The sequence below is a fragment of the Nocardia xishanensis NBRC 101358 genome (assembly GCF_001613365.1).
In the GTDB taxonomy this organism is placed as follows: domain Bacteria; phylum Actinomycetota; class Actinomycetes; order Mycobacteriales; family Mycobacteriaceae; genus Nocardia; species Nocardia xishanensis.
In genome coordinates, this window is sequence record NZ_BDCF01000018.1 from 30855 (window position 1) to 48978 (window position 18124).

Consider the following 18124-nt stretch of genomic DNA (forward strand, 5'->3'; position numbering starts at 1 on the left):
CGAGCCCGTTCGCGCGCGCCGGCGCGCCAACAACACAGGAGCTACTTCATGGACGTGTTGATCGGCCAGCTCTTCACTGGGTTGAGCCTGGGATCTATTCTGCTGCTCGCCGCCCTCGGCCTCTCGCTCACATTCGGTCAGATGGGCGTGATCAACATGGCACACGGCGAATTCATCATGGCAGGCTGCTACACCACCTACGTCGTGCAGAAGGTGATCTCATCGGCGGGGGTTTCGCTGCTGGTGTCGCTGGTCGTCGGGTTCCTGGTGGGCGGCGTGCTCGGCGCGGCGCTGGAGATGGGCCTTATTCGCTGGATGTACGACCGCCCGCTGGACACGCTGCTCGTCACGTTCGGCGTGGGCCTGGTGTTGCAGCAGTTCGCGCGCGACATCTTCGGTGCGCCCGCCAAGAACGTCCTCGCTCCCGAATGGCTCAGCGGCGGCGTCACCATCATGGGCGCGGTCGTCCCGAAGACGCGCATCTTCATCCTGGTCCTTGCGGTTCTCGCGGTGACCGTGCTCGCGGCGGCGCTGAAGGCGACGCCACTCGGCAGGCGCATCCGCGCGGTCGTGCAGAACCGCGGCCTGGCCGAAACCAGCGGCGTCTCCAGCCGTTTCACCGATATCAGCACCTTCTTCATCGGCTCCGGTCTGGCCGGCGTCGCCGGCGTAGCGCTCACACTCATCGGCTCCACCAGCCCCACCATCGGCCAGAGCTATCTGATCGACGCGTTCCTCGTCGTGGTGATCGGCGGACTCGGTCAGATCAAGGGCACGGTGATCGCCGCGTTCGCGCTCGGACTGCTCAATTCCTACATCGAGTACGAGACCACCGCGTCCATCGCGAAGGTCGTGGTCTTCGTGCTGATCGTCGTCTTCCTGCAGATTCGCCCGCAGGGCCTGTTCACCGTCCGGACAAGGAGTTTGGCATGACCACGCTGACCAGACACTGGCGTGAGCGCTCCTCGCTGACCACGCTCGGCGGTTTCGCCCTCGCGGCGATCCTGCTGTTCGCGGTGGCGCCCGCGGTGCTCAGCGACTTCCGGCTGAACCTGCTCGCGAAGTTTCTGTGCTTCGCGATCGTGGCCGCGGGCATCGGCTTGGCGTGGGGGCGCGGCGGCATGCTGACTCTCGGCCAAGGCGTGTTCTTCGGCATCGGCGCGTATCTCATGGCGATGCACCTGCAGATGTCCGACGCCGCGCGGCTCGGCAACGACGTGCCGGAGTTCATGGAGATCGCGGGCATTCGCGAATTGCCCGGATTCTGGCAGCCTTTCGCGTCCGCGCCGGTGGCGATCATCGGCATTCTGGTGCTGCCCGCCGCGGTCGCTGCCCTGCTCGGCTACGGCGTATTCAAGCGCAGGGTCAAGGGCGCCTACTTCGCCATCCTGAGCCAGGCGCTGGCCGCCGCGCTGGCCATCCTGCTCACCGGGCAGCAGGCGCTCGGCGGGTTCACCGGGCTCTCGGACTTCCGCGCGTTCTTCGGTTTCAAGCTCTCCGACCCGGTCAATCGGCAGATGCTGTTCTTCATCGCGGCGGGGACGCTGCTGGTGGTGGTCGCGCTGGTTCGCCAGTTGATGCACAGCCGCTACGGCGAATTGCTGGTCGCGGTGCGCGATCAAGAGGAGCGGGTGCGCTTCCTCGGCTACGACCCGGCCAATATCAAGATCGTCGCGTACGTTGTCGCGGCCTTCTTCGCGGGCATCGCGGGCGCGCTGTTCACGCCGATCGTCGGCATCATCTCCCCCGCCGACATCGGCGTGGTGCCCTCCATCGCCTTCCTGATCGGCGTCGCCATCGGCGGACGCACGACACTGCTCGGTCCGGTGCTCGGCGCGATCGGTGTGGCGTGGGCGCAGACCGCGTTCTCCGAACAGTTCCCGTCCGGCTGGACCTACCTGCAAGGCGTGTTGTTCATCGTGGTCGTCGGATTCGTCCCGGCCGGGCTCGCGGGTGTCTGGCCGATGGCGAAGGGCGTCCTGGAGGGCAGGTTCCGTCGCCCGGGCTCGGGCTCGCCGGTCACGGTCCGCGAGAGCGCGCCGCCTGCTGACGCAGTACCCGTCGAACCGAAGGTCGCCGAGGAGAAGGTGGAATCCCGATGACGACATCGACCAGTGAACCGAAGCTCGGCGGCAACGCGGGCATGGACAGCGAATACCTCGAGATCCGCGGGCTCTCGGTGAGTTTCGACGGATTCAGAGCGGTCACCGACGTGGATCTGACGGTGTTGCAAGGCGATCTGCGCTTCCTCATCGGACCCAACGGCGCGGGCAAGACGACGCTCATCGACGCGATCACCGGCCTCGTTCCCGCGACAGGTTCGGCGCAGAAGTCCGGCACCGAACTGCTCGGCAAGAAGGTGCACCGGATCGCCCGCCTCGGCGTCGGGCGAACGTTTCAGACGGCGAGCGTGTTCGAGCAGCTCAGCGTGTTGCAGAACCTCGACATCGCGGCGGGGGCGGGTCGTTCGCCGCTGAGCTTGTTACGCAGGCGCAAGTCCGTGCTGCCGAGTATCGAAGAGGCGCTGGAGATCACCGGCCTGGCCGCCCTGCGCGACCAACCCGCCGGCGTGCTCGCGCACGGCCAGAAGCAGTGGCTGGAGATCGGCATGCTGCTGGTGCAGAACGCCGCCGTGCTGCTGCTCGACGAACCGGTCGCGGGCATGAGCGCCGAGGAGCGCGAGGAGACCGGAAACCTGTTGCGCCGCATCGGCGCCGAACGGGTCGTAGTGGTGGTCGAGCACGACATGGAGTTCATGCGCTCGTTCGCCACGTCGGTGACCGTCCTCGCGGGCGGCCGGGTGCTCAGCGAGGGCACCGTCGAACAGGTGCAAGCCGATCCGCGGGTGCAGGAGGTCTACCTCGGCACCGCGGCGGCCATCGGCACCGAGCTCGAAGACGAAACCACCGCGCACAGCGTCGAAGCCTCAGCGCAGAACAAGGAGTCCGCCGATGCTTGAACTGATCGACGTCCACTCCGGCTACGGCCGCACCGAGGTGATTCACGGCGTGTCGGTGACGGTTCCCGACGACAGCGTGGTGGCGATCATGGGCCACAACGGCGCGGGCAAGACCACGCTGTTGCGTACCGCGGTCGGCTTGATCGCCACCAAGTCCGGGCGGATCGCCTTCGACGGCGAACCGATCACCAAACTCTCGCCCTCGCGCCGGGTGAAGCGCGGCATCGCGTACGTACCGCAGGGGCAGCAGAGTTTTCCACAGCTCTCCACAGCGGAGAACCTCCAGGTGGTGGCCGACGGGCGTAAGCGCGGCAAGGCGCTGATCGACGAGTCGCTCGATCTCTTCCCCGCGCTGCGGGAGCTTTTGAGCCGCAAGGCCGGTCTGCTCTCCGGCGGTCAACGCCAGCAGCTGGCCATCGCGCGCGCCCTGATCACCGAACCCAGGCTGCTCATCCTCGACGAGCCGACCGAGGGCATCCAGCCGTCGGTGGTGGCCGAGATCGAGCGCACCATCATCGAATTGACGACGAGGGGCGGGCTGAGCGTGCTGCTGGTCGAGCAGCACATCGGTTTCGCTCTGCAAGCGGCGCAACGGTATTACGTCCTGCAATCCGGCCGGGTCACCTCCACCGGCGACGGCGGGGCGCGCGCGGAGACCGAAGTCCGCTCGGCGATGGCGATCTGAGGCCGTTCAGCAGTCGGTCTGGAACGGATAGCAGTCGCGCGGCCGGTACGGCGGCGGGGACGGGACCACCGTGCTCGACGTGGCCTCCCGCTCCGAACCGGGATGCGGCTCGTCGCGCGCCACCGCGGTGACGACGACGCCGAACACCACCAGCATGCCGATCACTGCCGCCGCGACGACCGCCCAGATCGCCGCGTGCTGGGAGCGAGTCGACGGGCGCGGCGGCGGCGGAGCGGGCGGCGTTGGCGCGAGGGCGGCGACCGGCAGGTGCGAATGCGCCGCGAGCTCGTCGAAGCCGTCGGCGATCAGTTCGGCCCGCGACGGCGCCGTCACGCCGAGCGCCGTGGCCGCCGAGATGACCCGGTCCGCGCTCCAGCTGCGCGGCCCGGCCGCGAAACCTTCCAAGTAGATGCGTAATTCGGTGGCATCGGGGACATTGGCGACGACGACATCGACACCCGAGCGCACATTCGTCCGCGCGGGGCGCACCACAACGCCACGAAAGGGGATCAGCGCGACCACGCCGCACACATGGCCCGGATCGATCAGCGCCCGTTCGAGTTTGCTCTTGACCGCGTACACGGCCTGTTCCAGGCGTTGGATCGGATGCGCGGCGTTCTCGTCGTCGAAATCGGCGGTGGTGTCGCTGATGGTGAACGGCTCGTCGTCCGAGACGCCGAGAATGCCGCTCTGGCGTCGCCGGAAACCTCTGACCTCGACCACCGTGACGCCGCGCGGCGTGATCACCACCGCGTCGATCTGACGAGTTCCGTTGTCTCCCACCTGCGCGTCGACCGCGGCGAAGGCGGTCGACGGAAAGGCCCGCAGGCAGTCGACGAATTCCTGCTCGGCACCGGAGAGCTGCGCTCCGGGCCTGATCTTCACCAGCATGTGCCTCGACCCCTGCTCAACCTGTGTTCGCACCAGCAGCGCAGCCCGCCCACGGCCCCGGCGGTCCGCACCGGTACTGATGATGCCGGTCCGCACCCGCGAAAACCACTGGAAAGCGGAAAGGCGCGGGTAGGCTCGGCTCTCGGTCCGGCGCGAGGCGACCGGACCCGAACACGATGGCGGGGAGGCCCTCACCGCGCGGAAGGCGGAAGCATGGTTTCGATGTCGCAACCACGGATCGCACCGGGACGTCTCAAGGAACTCGGGCCGGTGAATTGGGCTGTCTGGCAGGTGCTCTCGCGCGCCGCGGGCACGTCCGACGCGCACCTGTTCAGCACGCTCGGCCGCACCAAGGGACTCTTCCGCGGCTGGCTGCACTACTCGGGGCGCTTGATGCCGGGCGGACGGCTGCCGCGGCACGAATCCGAGCTTGTCATCATTCGCGTCGCCCACCTGCGCAGCTGCGAATACGAGATGGACCATCACATCAGGCTCGGCCGTCGCGCCGGCGTCACGCCGGAGATCCTGGAGCGGCTGCGCACCGGAGCCGCCGATCCCGATTGGACGGACAAGCACCGCGCGCTGCTGGAGGCGGTCGACCAGCTCGTGGCGACCCGCGACATCGACGACGCCACCTGGGCGAGGCTGGCCGCGTACTACGACGAGCGCAGCCTCATCGAGATCGTGCTGCTGGTCAATCAGTACGAGGGACTGGCCTCGACCATCACCGCCCTGCGCATCCAACGCGACGGACTCTGAGCGCACACCGGTTTCCGATCGGGCGCGGCGCGGCGCGGCGCGGCGCGGCGCGGCGCGGGAGAGTAGGGCGTGATCCAGGTCATAGTGCACGTCGCCGGAAATTTCTCTACAACGTACACCGTACTAAGTACAGAGTTTTTCCGCCCCGAGGAGCACCCATGCGCATCACCGCATCCGCCATCTCGCTCAATGTCGCCGACCCGCAGGCTTCGGCGAAGTTCGTGATCGACCATCTCGGGTTCACCGAGAAGATGTCCGCCGACGGGTTCGTCTCGCTGGAGCGGCCCGACGCCGGGATGAATCTCATCTACCTGCGCACCGGCCTGCCGACCTTCAAGCCGGCGAGCGCGGCGGGCAGCGCCGGCGACGGGTTGCTCGTGGTGTTCGTTGTCGACGACATCGACGCCGAGTACGCCCGCCTCCAGACCGAGGGGGTGCCGATCGTTACGCCCATCGAGACCGAGGAGTGGGGTGAGCGGTACTTCCAGATGACGGACCCGAACGGGATCGTCGTCCAGCTCGTGCAGTGGGTATGACGCCGAACGCCGGTGCGCGGTCCACCAGCGTGGATCGCGCACCGGCGCAAGCGTTCTCGGCTCAGGAGAGGGCGGCGCGGAAGACCTCGACCGCCGGGGTCGACGGACGACCGAGCAGCTTCTGCAGGTCGCCTGAGTCGACGTCGAGCACGCCCGCGGCGATGCCCGTGTCGGCGTCGGCCAGCGCCTTCGCGTATACGGCGGGCAGTCCGGCCTGTTCGAGCACAGCGGCGTAATCCGCCTCGGCGAGATTCTCGTAGCGCACCGGCTTGCCAGCCGCCTCCGAAATGGCCTGCGCCAGTTCGGCATAGGTGAGCCGTTCGTCACCGCCCAGCTCGTATACCCGCCCCTCGTGGCCGTCGGTGGTGAGCACGCGCGCCGCGGCGGCCGCGTAGTCCGCGCGGGACGCGCCGGCCACCCGGCCCTGTCCCGCCGCGCCGTGCAGCACACCGGATTCCACCGCGTGCGCCAGGCCGCCGAGGTAGTTCTCCCAGTACCAGCTGTTGCGCAGCAGCGTGTACGGCACGGTGGATTCCGCCAATACCGCTTCGGTGCCGCGGTGCTCCTGTGCCAGAATCAGCGGGTTCTCGGTGGCGCCGGGAATGCTGGTGTAGGCGAGCAGTTGGACGCCCGCGCGCTCGGCGGCGCGAATCACGTTGGTGTGCTGCCCGACTCGCTCACCGAACTCGTTGCCGGAGATCAGCAGCAGCCGGTCGACCCCCGCCAGCGCGCGATCGAGCGCGGCGGCGTCACCGTAGGCGGCCTGCCGCACGTCGACGCCGCGCTCGGCCAAGTCGGCGACCTTCTGCGGATCACGCACGATCGCGACGGGGGTTTCGCCCGCGCGCAGCAGTTCTTCGACGACGAGCCGACCCAGCTGTCCGCTTGCTCCGGCGATGGCGACGGTCATGACTTCCTCCAAGGTTGTGCACTGAACTGCTTGTACTAACTATTAGTAAGTACTATGCATTCCGTGGATACTTTGGTCAAGTCGGGTACTATCGAGAACATGACCACCCAGCGCATCCCGTCGGAGGACACCGACGACCCGACGCTGGAAGCCGACGTCTTCGCGCGGAATTGCACGTCGAGACCGGTTTTGCAGAATGTGGCGAGCCGGTGGGGCACTCTCGCCATGGTGGCGCTGCGGGAGGGGCCGTACCGCTTCAGCGCGCTGCGCAGACGGGTCGACGGTGTGAGCGAACGCATGCTCTCGCAGACATTGCAAGCACTGGAACGCGACGGCATGGTGCATCGCGAGGTCAAGGAGACCATCCCGCCGCGCGTGGAATACACGCTCACCGAACTCGGCGCCGAGGTGGCCGACCAGCTCGAGGCGCTCATTCAGGTGGTGGAGACGAACATGCCGCGAGTCCGCGAGGCCCAGGCCGCCTACCACCGCGATTGATCGCACCCGCCGGGAACGACCGCGCCCGGCGATAGGTTGCAGGAGACATGGAACTCTCCGAAGCCGTCGATTTCGCTCGCTCCGCTCGCCGTTCCGTGCTGACCACGATCCGCCGCAACGGCAGGCCGCAGCTGTCCAACGTGCTGCACGTCGTCGGAGACGACGACATCATCCGCATCTCCATCACCGCCGACCGCGCCAAGTATCACAATCTGCGCCGCGACCCCTGGGCGGCGCTGCACGTCACCCGCGACGATTTCTTCGCCTACGCCGTCCTCGAAGGGACCGTCGAACTCACGCCCGTCGCCGCCGACCCCGACGATCCCACCGTCGAGGAGCTCGTCGCCTACTACCGCGCGGCCTCCGGCGAACACCCCGACTGGTCCGACTACCGGCGCTCGATGGTCGAAGAACACCGCGTCCTCGCCCGCTTCATGCCCAACAACGCCTACGGCACGCTCTGATCCACTCGATCGCACCGTGTGACGAACCAGGCACCGGCCGATGCAACCCAGTGACGACGAGTTCGAACACGCCTCGGCCCGGTAGTCGCCCACTCAGCGGGTGAGGAGTTGGGAGACAGGGAGGAAGGTGTAGCCGTCGGCGCGCAGTTCGGCGACTATGCGCGGGATCGCGGCGAGGGAGTCCGGGTTGCTCATTATGTGCAGCAGGATGATGGAGCCGGGGCGGACCTCGGCGACGGTTTCACGGACGACTTCGTCGGTGGTGGCAACCTTGCCGGAGTCCGGTTCCACGTCCCACATGACGGTGGTGCGGTCGTGGTCGGCGAGGTATTCGGGCAGCGACCAGAGTTTCTTGCCGTAGGGCGGGCGGAAGGTGATGGGGCCGCGGTAGCCGGTTTTCGCGATCTCGGCGTCGGTATCCTCGATCTCGGCGCGCACGGTCTCGTCGGAGACGAACACCATGCGGCGGTGGTTGTAGGTGTGGTTACCGATCTCGTGACCCGCGGCCGCGATCGCCCTGCCCGTATCGGGCCGCGCGGCGAGATCACGCCCGTTCAGGTAGAAGGTGGCCGTAATGCCCGCGTCGGCAAGTACTTTCAGCACCTCGGGCGCGTTGTCGGAAGGTCCGTCGTCGAGCGTCAGCGCGACCACCTTGTCCGCGGTGTCGACTCGATCCACCAGCCGCCCCGCCACCTGGTACGTGCGTGAGTTCATCAGGAAATAGGTGCCGACCGCCACCAGCACCACGAGCACGAGGGCGAGCGCGAACCCGACCGACAACCGGCGAAGCATCTTCGCTGTATACCAGAAATCCCGGCCGAACCACTTCCGCGCCAACGGCATTCGGCCGAGGCAATATCCCCGCTCTCCCAACCACCCCCAGGGCGAGTCTTACGAGCCCGTTCACGGCCCGTCTCGCTTCCGAGCGGTCGAGACGCACGCGACGAAGTCGCAAGTCTCGACCGCTCGGAAGCGAGACACTAGGGGGCCGCGAACCCGCGCGCGCCAGCGCGCCGACAACTCAGAAGTTGATCATGTGGCCCGCGAGACCGTGAATGGCCTCCTGCAGCGCCTCGCTGAGCGTCGGGTGGGTGTGCACGTTCCGCGCGAGCTCGTTGACCGTGAGATCCCACTTCTGGGCCAGGGTCAGCTCGGGCAGCAGCTCCGAGACGTCGGGTCCGATCAGGTGGCCGCCGATCAGCTCGCCGTACTTGGCATCGGAGATCAGCTTCACGAAACCGGTCGCGTCGCCGAGACCGTGCGCCTTGCCGTTGGCGGTGAACGGGAAGGTCGCGACCTTCACGTCGTAGCCCTCGGCGCGCGCCTGCTCCTCGGTGAGACCGAAGCTGGCCACCTGCGGCTGACAGAAGGTGGCGCGCGGCATCATCCGGTAGTCGCCGAGGGCGAGGGTCTCCGCACCGCCGATGGTCTCGGCGGCGACCACGCCCTGCGCCTCCGCGACGTGCGCGAGCTGCAGCTTCCCGGTGACGTCGCCGATGGCGTAGATGTGCGGCACGTTGGTGCGCATGTAGTCGTCGATCGCGATGGCGCCGCGCTCCAGCTGCACGCCGGTGTTCTCCAGGCCGTAGCCGTCCACTCGCGGCGCGAAGCCGACGGCCTGCAGCACCTTGTCGACGGTGACGGTCTCCAGCGCGCCGGTCTTGTTGTCCTTGATCGAGACGGTGACCTTGGCGCCGTCGTCGTCGATGGACTGCACGGCCGCACCGGTGGTGATGGTGATGCCGAGCTTCTTGTACGCCTTGGTGATCTCCTTGGAGACGTCGGCGTCCTCGTTGGGCAGCGCGCGGTCGAGGAACTCAACGATGCGCACGTCGACGCCGTAGTTCTTCAGGACGTAGCCGAACTCCATGCCGATCGCGCCCGCGCCGACGATCAGGATCGAACCGGGCAGGTCCCTGGTGAGGATCTGCTCTTCGTAGGTGACGACGTTGGCGCTGAGCTGGGTGCCAGGCAGCAGCTTGGTGACGGTGCCCGTCGCGATGATCACGTTGTCGAACGTGACGGTCTCGGTGCCGCCCTTGGACAGCTCGACCGAGAGCGTGTTCGCGTCGACGAAGGTGCCCTTGCCGTCGAACTCGTCGATCTTGTTCTTCTTCATCAGGAAGTGGACGCCCTTGACCCGGCCGTCCGCCACCTTGCGGCTGCGGTCGAACGCCGCGCCGAAGTCGAAGCTCGCCTCACCGGAGATGCCGAAGGTCTTGGCTTCTTTGGTGAAAATGTGCGCGAGCTCGGCATTGCGCAGCAACGCCTTCGACGGGATGCAGCCCACGTTCAGGCACACACCGCCCCAGTATTTCTGCTCGACGATCGCTGTTCGCAGGCCGAGTTGAGCGGCGCGGATCGCGGCGACATAACCGCCGGGACCAGCGCCGAGAACGACGACATCGTAGTGGGAAGTCACGTCACCGAGCCTAACTCCGCCGCGCTGAGTTCACCCATCGTCCCCCCGCTTCGGTGAGAAGCCGGGCGCGCGGGGTCGGATCGGCGCGGGACGAGGGCCGCCGAGGCGGCGACGACCTAGGCGTGAGCGGCCTCGACGGCACTACTGTTGGCTCGTGACGAACAGCGGATCGAGCGGCGTGAGCCCGTCCCGGCCGCTGGACCCGATCGACGGCACCACCTCGACTCATCTCGTTCGCCTTGTCCGTGATGTCGTCCGGTCGACGAACGCCGGCCCCGCGCGGCTGGCCCGCATTCCCGCCATCGACGACGCCGCGCTGACCGGCGAACTCAACCGGATTCCGCTGCGCTCGCTGATCGATCTGTGGGAGTTGCTCGCGCTGACCAGGCCGGAGCCGGGCGCAGGTCTCGCGGTGGCGGCCGCCGCACCGCTCGGCACCCTGACGACGTGGGACTACCTCGTCACCAATGGGCCGACGCTGGCCGACGCCCTGCGGGCGGCCCAGCCCTATCACCGGTTGGTGACCGCCGCCGAGGAGGGCTTCGAGCTGGACCATCCCGGCGAACTCACCGTCGGCTACCGCACGTCGGCGGGCGACCCCGCCGTCGCGGCGGTGGTCAACGAGTACGTCCTCGCCTACTACCTGCGGCGCGCCCGCGAGGCGACCGGCCGCGAGGTGATCCCCGCCCGTCTCACTTTCAGCCGGTCCGCTCCCGCCGACCACGACGCGCTGACCGCAGCCTTCGGCACCGATCGCATCGAATTCGACGCGCCCTCCGACACCATCACCTTCACCGCGGCCGACGCCGACGCCCCGCTGCCGCGCGACGACCCGATGCTCGCCGAGCTGCTCCGCAACCACGCCGACCTGGTGCTGGCGGCGGCCAAGCCGCTCCCCGGCCCGCTGGAAGCATTCCGCCTCGCCCTGAACGCGGCCCTCGACGAGGGGCAGCCATCGCTTTCCCCGGTCGCCCGCCGGTTGGCCGTGAGCCCACGCACTTTGCAGCGCCAACTGGCCGAACACGACACCGGCTGGCGCCAGGAGATCGACCTGGCCCGCTACGAACGCGCGACATCCCTTCTCGACCAGGGACTTACCACCGCCACCGTGGCAAGCCGTCTCGGCTTCACCGACGACCGCGCCCTCCGCAAAGCCTTCCACCGCTGGACCGGAACATCTCCTTCCGCCCGGCACACCTGACGCCGCGCTTCCCGACGGTGCTCAGCCGGCGAAGTGCGCAGCACCCGTAAGACCACACCTGCCACAGCGGCGAGCCCACCGCCGGCCCGCGAGTGCGCGCTACGTCGTCGCACAGCTTCCATACGCCTGGCAGAACGCCTACCTCCTGCGAAGCGTGCATCCCCGCTGCGAGGCCATACCCATCGGTAGAACCACACACGCCGGTCTGCCGTCCGGCCGTGCCGTCACATATGTCGCCCGCGCTTCACAGACGGGCTCGCCCGTGTGAAGCGTTCGCAGCGCCTGTGGGGCCACGCCTGCCTCAGCGCCGAGAGCGTGGCGTGTTGGGACCGGGCGGTGGCGTCGCGGGACCTGGGACGGGTGCTTGGGCGCTCATAGCGTCATGGGTGCCGGATGGAACGGTCCGGAATGTCCCCGAAGGAATTGCGAAACATATGAACACTCAATCGATTTCAACCACAACGTTGCCAGTGAGCACGCGTGGAATCCAGCTGGCGTCGCGTCCTGATGGTGCGCCGACGGCGGCGAACTTCGCGTTGGCGACCCGTCCGATTCCCGAACTCGCGGAGGGGCAGATTCTGGTGCGCAACACCTGGATGTCGGTCGATCCGTACATGCGTGGGCGGATGGACGATCGCCCGTCCTACATCGCTCCGTTCGAGGTGGGTGAGGTCATGGAGGGCTCGGCGATCGGGGAGGTGATCGCCTCGCGGTCGGCGCGGATCGCGGTGGGCGATCAGGTGACCCACTTCGCGGGCTGGCGCGAGCACGCGGTGGTCGACGCGGAGTTGGTGACGCCGATCGACACGGGCTCGGCTGCGCCGCAGCGCTTTCTCGGCGCGTTGGGTACCACCGGCCTCACGGCGTACGCGGCGCTGACCGACGTGGCGCCGGTCCGGCCCGGCGATACCGTCCTCGTTTCGGCGGCGGCGGGTGCGGTGGGCAGCGTCGCCGGGCAGATCGCCAAGGCGCTGGGGGCGGGGCGAGTGGTCGGCTCGGCGGGCGGACCCGCGAAAACCCGCCTGTCGCTGGACGAATTCGGATTCGACGCCGCCATCGACTACCGCGCGGGCGACCTGGCGGGACAGCTCGCCGCGGCGGCGCCGGATGGCATCGATGTCTACCTCGACAGCGTCGGCGGCGAGCTCCTGCGCGTCGCCGTGGCGGCCATGCGACCGAGGGGACGCGTCGCGCTGGTCGGCGCGATCAGCGGCTACAACGGCGCCACCGGTGAGCCGGGCCCCGACCTGTACCTGGCTGCCACCAAAGAGGTTTCGCTGCGCGGCATGCTGGTGACCAGTTACCTTCCGCTCTCCGGCGAGTACCTCGCGAAGGCCGCCCGCTGGCTCGCCGACGGCACCCTGCGCACCAGGGAAACCGTCTACGAAGGGCTCGAGCAGGCGCCCGCCGCGTTCCTCGGCGTACTGTCCGGAGCCAACACCGGCAAGATGCTGGTGCGCTTGGGGTAAGCCGATTCAGCCCCGCCACACCTGCTCGGCGACCCGGCGAAAGTTCCCGCCGAACACCGCGACTCGCTCGTCCTCGGTGAACCCGCGCGCGGCGAGTTCCGCGTCCAACCCGGCTCCCACGCCGACACCTAGCAGGTCCTCCGGCGGAACCCATTGGAGCGGACCCCATTTGGTGTACGCATCGGAGAAGGCCGTGGGGTTGGCGAGCAGTTCGGCGTTGAAGTCGGCGGCGTCGAAGGAGTAGTCGGAGCCGATGCCGATGTGTTCGACGCCGACCAGGTCCGCGCCGTAGCGGATGTGGTCGGCCATCGCCGCGACGCGCTCGGCTCGCTCGTCGGGCGCGTTGCGGCCCAGGAAGATTCCGACGCCGTTGATGCCGATGACGCCGCCGGTCTCGGCACACGCCCTGGCCTGGTCGTCGGTGATGTTGCGCGGGTGATCCCACAGGGCGGCGAAATTGGCATGGCTGTAGATCATCGGCACGGTGGTGCGCGCGGCGAGGTCGAGTCCCGTGCGCCGGGAGCAGTGCGAGCCGTCGACGAACACGCCGACCTCGTTGAGCTTGCGCACCAGGTCCCTGCCATAGGTGGTGAGGCCGGTGTCCTCGGTGTCCAGGCAACCGCAGCCCGCCTCGTTGGCGTGGTTGTAGGTCGGCAGCAGCGAGCGCACGCCGAGTTCGTGGAACACCTCGACGTTGTCCAGGTCGCCGCCGAGCGGACCGGCGTCCTCGAGATCGAAAGAGAGCGCGATCCGCTCAGGATCCCCGATGTCGTCGAGACCGGCGACCAGCCGGAATCGCCCGTCCGCCAGCGCATCACGGCGGAACTGGCGCACCAGCGCCAGCGCGTCGGCGGTGCGCTGCGGCGAGTATCCGATGTTCACCGACAGGTGGGAGCCGAGCGGATACCTGGCCAGCTCCGTGATGTCCGCGGAGGGCAGCAGCGGCAGACAGCAGTGCTGTTCCCACAGGAAGGGAGACAAATTCGGACTCCTGTCGCTCGGTACGGGACTCCGATCCTAGAAGCGGAGCCGAACGGAACCCGTCCCGAACTCGCGCGCGACGAAGCCGACGGCAGCCATGAGCGGCGAATTCGAGACGCATCCGCGACTCGGCCGTGGCTAACGGAACGTCGGATTCGACCGATTTCCAAGTTGTTTCGATCCCCAATGCCCAAGGCGGTGCGACGTGCGTCGCTTCCTCGTACTGATTTCCGCGCTGATCGCCGGAATCGGACTCCTCATCGTTCCCGGCCCGGCCCTCGCGACTCCCTCCTACTGCGGTTTGGACTGGGGTTCGATGGACAAGTCGAACCCCGGTCACTCGACCGCTCCGATCACGAATGTGCGTTCCGGTCGCCACCAGTGCTTCGACCGGCTCGTCATCGACGTAGCGGGCCCGGTCACCGGCTACCGGGCCGCCTATGTCGGCTCGGTGACGATGGACGCGTCGGGTGCGCCCGTGCCGCTGCGCGGCGACGCGTTCCTCAGCGTGACGGTGCACGCGCCCGCCTACGACGACGCGGGCAACGGTACCTACCAGCCCGACGATCGCGGCGAACTGGCCAGAGTCGGCGGTTATCAAACCTTCCGTCAGATCGCCTGGGCGGGCTCGTTCGAAGGCCAGACCACCTTCGGTGTCGGCGTGCGCGCGCGGCTGCCGTTCCGGGTGTACACGCTGGACGGACCCGGCGCAGGATCGCGGGTAGTGCTCGACGTCGCACACTTCTGGTAACCGCGCACGCAGGGAGGACGTCGCTCAGCAACAATAATGATATGAGGGAACGCAGTGAGCGAATCATGTGCCAGCGCGCTTCGCGCATGCCGGAGCCGAGCGCCAGCGAGGCGCAGGCATGAGCGGCGTTGAGCAGAACGTGACGGATCCCTACCTCTGGCTCGAAGAAGTGACCGGCGAGCAACCCCTGGCATGGGCGCGCGCACACAACGAGGTGGTCGGTCAGCGCTTCGCGTCGACCGAGCGGTTCACCGACCTGGAGCGCCGCATCCTTGACATGCTCGACACCGATACCAAGATCGCCTATCCGGGCCGTCGCGGGCGCTGGCTGTACAACTTCTGGCGCGACGCCGAGCACCCGCGCGGCCTGTGGCGCCGCACCACGTTCGCCGAGTACGCCAAGGACTCGCCCGACTGGGACATCCTGATCGACCTCGACGCCCTTGCCGACGCCGAGGACGAGAACTGGGTGTGGGGCGGCGCCGCGGTGCTGCGTCCCGAGCAGTCGCGCGCGCTCGTCAGCCTGTCGCGGGGCGGCGCCGACGCCAAGGTAGTTCGCGAATTCGACATCGAGCGAAGGGAATTCATCGACCCGGCGGACGGTGGCTACTTCCTGCCCGAGGCGAAATCCGAGATCAGGTGGATCGACGTCGACTCGGTATACGTCGGCACCGACTTCGGCCCTGGTTCGCTGACCGAATCCGGCTATCCACGCATCGCCAAGCGCTGGCGCCGTGGTACCGAACTCGCCGATGCCGAAACGGTTTTCGAGGGCACGGTGGACGACGTCGCGGTGTCCGCGGGCTACGACCGCACGCCCGGCTACGAACGCCATTTCGTCGGCCGCGCCACCGACTTCTTCAACGAAGAGGTGCACCTCATCGAGCCGGACGGCTCGCTGCGCCACATCGACGTGCCGAGCGACGCCAGCGAGTCCTGGTACAAGGACTGGCTGCTGGTACGGCTGAAGTCGCCGTGGGAGGTGGGCGGCGTGACCTATCCGGCCGGCGCCCTGCTGGCCACCGATTTCGAGAGCTTCCTCGCCGGCGCAAGGGATTTCGAGGCGCTCTTCACGCCCGACGCGCACACCTCGCTGCACGGCTACGGCTGGACCGAGAACCACCTGCTGCTCATCACCCTGCAAGACGTCCAGACCAAGCTGCACGTGCTGACCCCGGGACCGGACGGATGGACCGTCGAGCCGCTGGCCGACACCCCGCCGATGGCCACGACCAGCGTCATGAACCTGGACCCGCTCGAGGGCGGCGACGAGTTCATGCTCACCACGAGCGGATTCACCACGCCCGCCACACTGCTGGCCAGCGCGGTCGGCGGCAGCACCGAGCAACTCAAGCAGGAGCCCGCCTTCTTCGACGCGGACGGCGTGGAGACCGAGCAGTTCTTCGCCCGGTCCGACGACGGAACGATGGTGCCGTACTTCGTGATTCGGCACCGCGACAGCAAGGACGTCCCCGGTCCCACCGTCATGTCCGGCTACGGCGGCTTCGAGGTCTCCCGCACACCCGCCTACAGCGGCGCCTCCGGCATGGGCTGGCTGGAGCGCGGCGGCACCTGGGTGATGACCAACATCCGCGGCGGCGGCGAGTACGGTCCCGAATGGCACACGTCGGTCCAGAAGGCCAACCGCCACAAGGTCTACGAGGATTTCGCCGCCATCGCAAGGGATCTGGTCGACCGTGGCATCACCACGCCCGCGCAGCTCGGCGCGGTGGGCGGGAGCAACGGCGGTCTGCTGATGGGCGTGATGCTGACCCGGTATCCGGAACTGTTCGGCGCCATCGTCTGCCAGGTCCCGCTGCTCGACATGAAGCGCTACCACCTGCTGCTGGCGGGCGCCTCCTGGATGGCGGAGTACGGCGACCCGGACAAGCCGGAGGAATGGGAGTACATCGGCGAGTACTCGCCGTATCAGAACACCAGCGCCGACGCCGACTACCCGCCGATCCTGATCACCACCTCCACCCGCGACGACCGCGTGCACCCCGGCCACGCCCGCAAGATGGCGGCGCTGTTGGAGGAGCAGGGCCACACGTTCTGGTACCACGAGAACATCGAGGGCGGACACGGCGGCGCGGCGGACAACAAGCAGATGGCTTTCCAGGCCGCGCTCATCTACGAGTTCTTCACCCAGATGCTCATGGAGGGCGACGAACAGCGGGCGCGCTGAACTACGCCGTGACGTGCTCGAGCTCTGTCAGCCCCTCCTCCAGGTGCCGGAGAATCCGCTGGAGGTGGGGCACGCTGCGGCGGCAGCCGACCACGCCGAAATCGAGGTTGCCCGCGTTGGAGGTGACGGTGATGTTGAGCGCCTGACCGTCCAGCACGATAGACATCGGGTAGTTGCCGTCCAGCCGCGCGCCGTTCCAGTACATCGGTTCGCGCGGCCCCGGCACATTGGAGATCACGATGTTGAACGGCGGGCGCGTCATGGCGACGAAGCCGGGCACGCTCGACAGGCCGAGCGGCGCGATCATCAACGCCGACACCGCGAGCGCCTCCACCTTCGGCATCTGCGCGAACAGCCGCTTGCCCTCGCTCATGGACGCGCTGACCGCGCGCAGGCGCTCGCCCGCGTCGGACAGATCGGTGCCGAGGTTGCACAGAATGGTGCCCACCGCGTTGCCGCTCGCCTCGCCCGCGCCTTCCCGCCGCAGCGACACCGGAACCATGGCGATCAGCGATCGATCCGGCAGCGCGTTGTGTTCGAGCAGATAGGCGCGCAGCGCCGCCGAGCACATCGTGAGCACCACATCGTTGACGGTGACGCCCGCGGCCGCCTGCACCGCCCTGATCCGCGCCAGCGGCCACGACTGCGCCGCGCATCGCCGCGCTCCCCCGATCGGCACGTTGAACATGGAGTCCGGCGCGTCGAACGGAAGGGTGAGCCGATGCTCCGCCAAGGCCTGCTTGGCCAGCCTCAGCGTCGATGGCGCGAGCCTGCCGAGACCGCGCAGCGCACCCGTCGCGCGCCCGGCCAGCGACGGACCAGGTCCGTGTCCGCGCTGGTCCGCGAGGCTCCACGGCACCCGCACGTCGGTCGCGTATGGATCGGTGCTCAGCGTGCGCTGCAACAGGCGTTGCGCGGCGACGCCGTCGATCAGTGCGTGGTGGACCTTGGTGTAGACCGCGAGCCTGCCGTCGTTCAACCCTTCGATCAAACGCTGCTCCCACAGCGGCCGATGCCGGTCGAGCAGGCTGCTGTGCAGGCGCGATGTGAGGTCGAGCAGCTCACGGACCCGGCCCGGCGATGGGAGGGCGGCGCGACGCAGGTGATAGTCCAGATCCACCTCGGCGTCGTAGGACCAGGTGAGATTCGAGATGCCGCCCAACACGGTGCCGGGACGCTTGCGGAACACCCGTTTGCTTACCGGGATCGCGAGCATCTGTTCGTGAATGGTCCTGGCGAAATCGGGTCCGGCGTCGTCCGGCGGCTGGAACAGCTGGAGGGAACCCACGTGCATCGGGTGTTCCCTCGACTCGTTCACCAGGAAGATCGCGTCTGGCGGAGATATCAACTCGACCATGTGCCCGTCCCTTGCCGAACTCGGGTCGAAGCAATGTACCGCTTCGGCCGGAG

General features: G+C 68.0%; 18 protein-coding genes. 12 read left to right on the forward strand and 6 right to left on the reverse strand.

Features of this window, described 5'->3' with window-relative positions; translation table 11 throughout:
* The first annotated feature begins 48 nt into the window (after positions 1–48).
* From urtB to urtE, 4 genes are read left to right on the forward strand one after another with little or no spacing between them, the layout of a single operon-like run.
* Positions 49–933 carry an urea ABC transporter permease subunit UrtB gene (urtB, locus tag NX1_RS16865; RefSeq protein ID WP_068059711.1) on the forward strand — a complete coding sequence of 295 codons (885 nt, stop codon included), beginning with the start codon at positions 49–51 and terminating at the stop codon, positions 931–933.
* A complete protein-coding gene (gene urtC, locus NX1_RS16870) occupies positions 930–2102 on the forward strand; it encodes an urea ABC transporter permease subunit UrtC (protein WP_068059712.1) in 1173 nt (390 codons plus the stop codon). Before urtB ends, urtC begins: the two co-directional genes overlap by 4 nt.
* Complete coding sequence (gene urtD / locus NX1_RS16875; protein ID WP_068059714.1) at positions 2099–2959, forward strand: urea ABC transporter ATP-binding protein UrtD; 861 nt, start codon at positions 2099–2101, stop codon at positions 2957–2959. The genes urtC and urtD overlap by 4 nt, the downstream gene beginning before the upstream one ends.
* The gene (gene urtE / locus NX1_RS16880; protein WP_068059717.1) at positions 2952–3644 is read left to right on the forward strand and encodes an urea ABC transporter ATP-binding subunit UrtE; all 693 of its coding nucleotides are present in this window, start codon (positions 2952–2954) and stop codon (positions 3642–3644) included. The genes urtD and urtE overlap by 8 nt, the downstream gene beginning before the upstream one ends.
* Before the next feature lie 6 nt (positions 3645–3650).
* On the opposite strand, the gene NX1_RS16885 is transcribed toward urtE, so the two are convergent.
* Positions 3651–4535 (reverse strand): nuclease-related domain-containing protein, encoded by an 885-nt coding sequence (locus NX1_RS16885; protein WP_068059720.1) that lies wholly within the window; start codon positions 4533–4535, stop codon positions 3651–3653.
* 213 nt (positions 4536–4748) lie between these two features.
* Between NX1_RS16885 and NX1_RS16890 the strand changes: the two genes are divergently transcribed.
* Positions 4749–5294 carry a carboxymuconolactone decarboxylase family protein gene (locus NX1_RS16890; protein ID WP_068059724.1) on the forward strand — a complete coding sequence of 182 codons (546 nt, stop codon included), beginning with the start codon at positions 4749–4751 and terminating at the stop codon, positions 5292–5294.
* Between the two features lie 158 nt (positions 5295–5452).
* On the forward strand, positions 5453–5830 hold the full coding sequence (locus NX1_RS16895; RefSeq protein WP_068059727.1) for a VOC family protein: 378 nt from the start codon (positions 5453–5455) through the stop codon (positions 5828–5830).
* A 61-nt stretch (positions 5831–5891) separates the two neighbouring features.
* Here the strand turns inward: NX1_RS16895 and NX1_RS16900 are convergent, their stop codons facing one another.
* The gene (locus NX1_RS16900; protein ID WP_068059730.1) at positions 5892–6740 is read right to left on the reverse strand and encodes an SDR family oxidoreductase; all 849 of its coding nucleotides are present in this window, start codon (positions 6738–6740) and stop codon (positions 5892–5894) included.
* A 99-nt stretch (positions 6741–6839) separates the two neighbouring features.
* Between NX1_RS16900 and NX1_RS16905 the strand changes: the two genes are divergently transcribed.
* Both NX1_RS16905 and NX1_RS16910 read left to right on the forward strand, forming a co-directional pair.
* Positions 6840–7238 carry a winged helix-turn-helix transcriptional regulator gene (locus tag NX1_RS16905; protein ID WP_068059733.1) on the forward strand — a complete coding sequence of 133 codons (399 nt, stop codon included), beginning with the start codon at positions 6840–6842 and terminating at the stop codon, positions 7236–7238.
* Between the two features lie 47 nt (positions 7239–7285).
* On the forward strand, positions 7286–7702 hold the full coding sequence (locus tag NX1_RS16910) for a PPOX class F420-dependent oxidoreductase (RefSeq protein ID WP_068059736.1): 417 nt from the start codon (positions 7286–7288) through the stop codon (positions 7700–7702).
* Positions 7703–7795: 93 nt separating this feature from the next.
* On the opposite strand, the gene NX1_RS16915 is transcribed toward NX1_RS16910, so the two are convergent.
* Together NX1_RS16915 and lpdA are read right to left on the reverse strand one after the other, a co-directional pair.
* Complete coding sequence (locus NX1_RS16915; RefSeq protein ID WP_068060000.1) at positions 7796–8494, reverse strand: polysaccharide deacetylase family protein; 699 nt, start codon at positions 8492–8494, stop codon at positions 7796–7798.
* Between the two features lie 229 nt (positions 8495–8723).
* Entirely contained in the window at positions 8724–10124 is a 1401-nt protein-coding gene (lpdA, locus tag NX1_RS16920; RefSeq protein WP_068059739.1) for a dihydrolipoyl dehydrogenase, read from the reverse strand.
* A gap of 154 nt (positions 10125–10278) precedes the next feature.
* On the opposite strand from lpdA, the gene NX1_RS16925 reads away from it, so the two are divergent.
* Both NX1_RS16925 and NX1_RS16930 read left to right on the forward strand, forming a co-directional pair.
* On the forward strand, positions 10279–11325 hold the full coding sequence (locus NX1_RS16925; protein WP_068059742.1) for an AraC family transcriptional regulator: 1047 nt from the start codon (positions 10279–10281) through the stop codon (positions 11323–11325).
* Positions 11326–11759: 434 nt separating this feature from the next.
* The gene (locus tag NX1_RS16930; protein ID WP_068059745.1) at positions 11760–12794 is read left to right on the forward strand and encodes an NADP-dependent oxidoreductase; all 1035 of its coding nucleotides are present in this window, start codon (positions 11760–11762) and stop codon (positions 12792–12794) included.
* Between the two features lie 6 nt (positions 12795–12800).
* On the opposite strand, the gene NX1_RS16935 is transcribed toward NX1_RS16930, so the two are convergent.
* Positions 12801–13775, reverse strand: coding sequence for a dipeptidase (locus NX1_RS16935; protein ID WP_068059748.1), 975 nt, complete (start codon positions 13773–13775; stop codon positions 12801–12803).
* Positions 13776–13980: 205 nt separating this feature from the next.
* Between NX1_RS16935 and NX1_RS16940 the strand changes: the two genes are divergently transcribed.
* Positions 13981–14526 carry an AMIN-like domain-containing (lipo)protein gene (locus NX1_RS16940; protein WP_068059751.1) on the forward strand — a complete coding sequence of 182 codons (546 nt, stop codon included), beginning with the start codon at positions 13981–13983 and terminating at the stop codon, positions 14524–14526.
* Between the two features lie 118 nt (positions 14527–14644).
* The gene (locus NX1_RS16945; protein WP_084501501.1) at positions 14645–16714 is read left to right on the forward strand and encodes a prolyl oligopeptidase family serine peptidase; all 2070 of its coding nucleotides are present in this window, start codon (positions 14645–14647) and stop codon (positions 16712–16714) included.
* A gap of 1 nt (position 16715) precedes the next feature.
* On the opposite strand, the gene NX1_RS16950 is transcribed toward NX1_RS16945, so the two are convergent.
* Entirely contained in the window at positions 16716–18071 is a 1356-nt protein-coding gene (locus NX1_RS16950) for a WS/DGAT/MGAT family O-acyltransferase (protein WP_068059755.1), read from the reverse strand.
* Between the last annotated feature and the right edge of the window lie 53 nt (positions 18072–18124).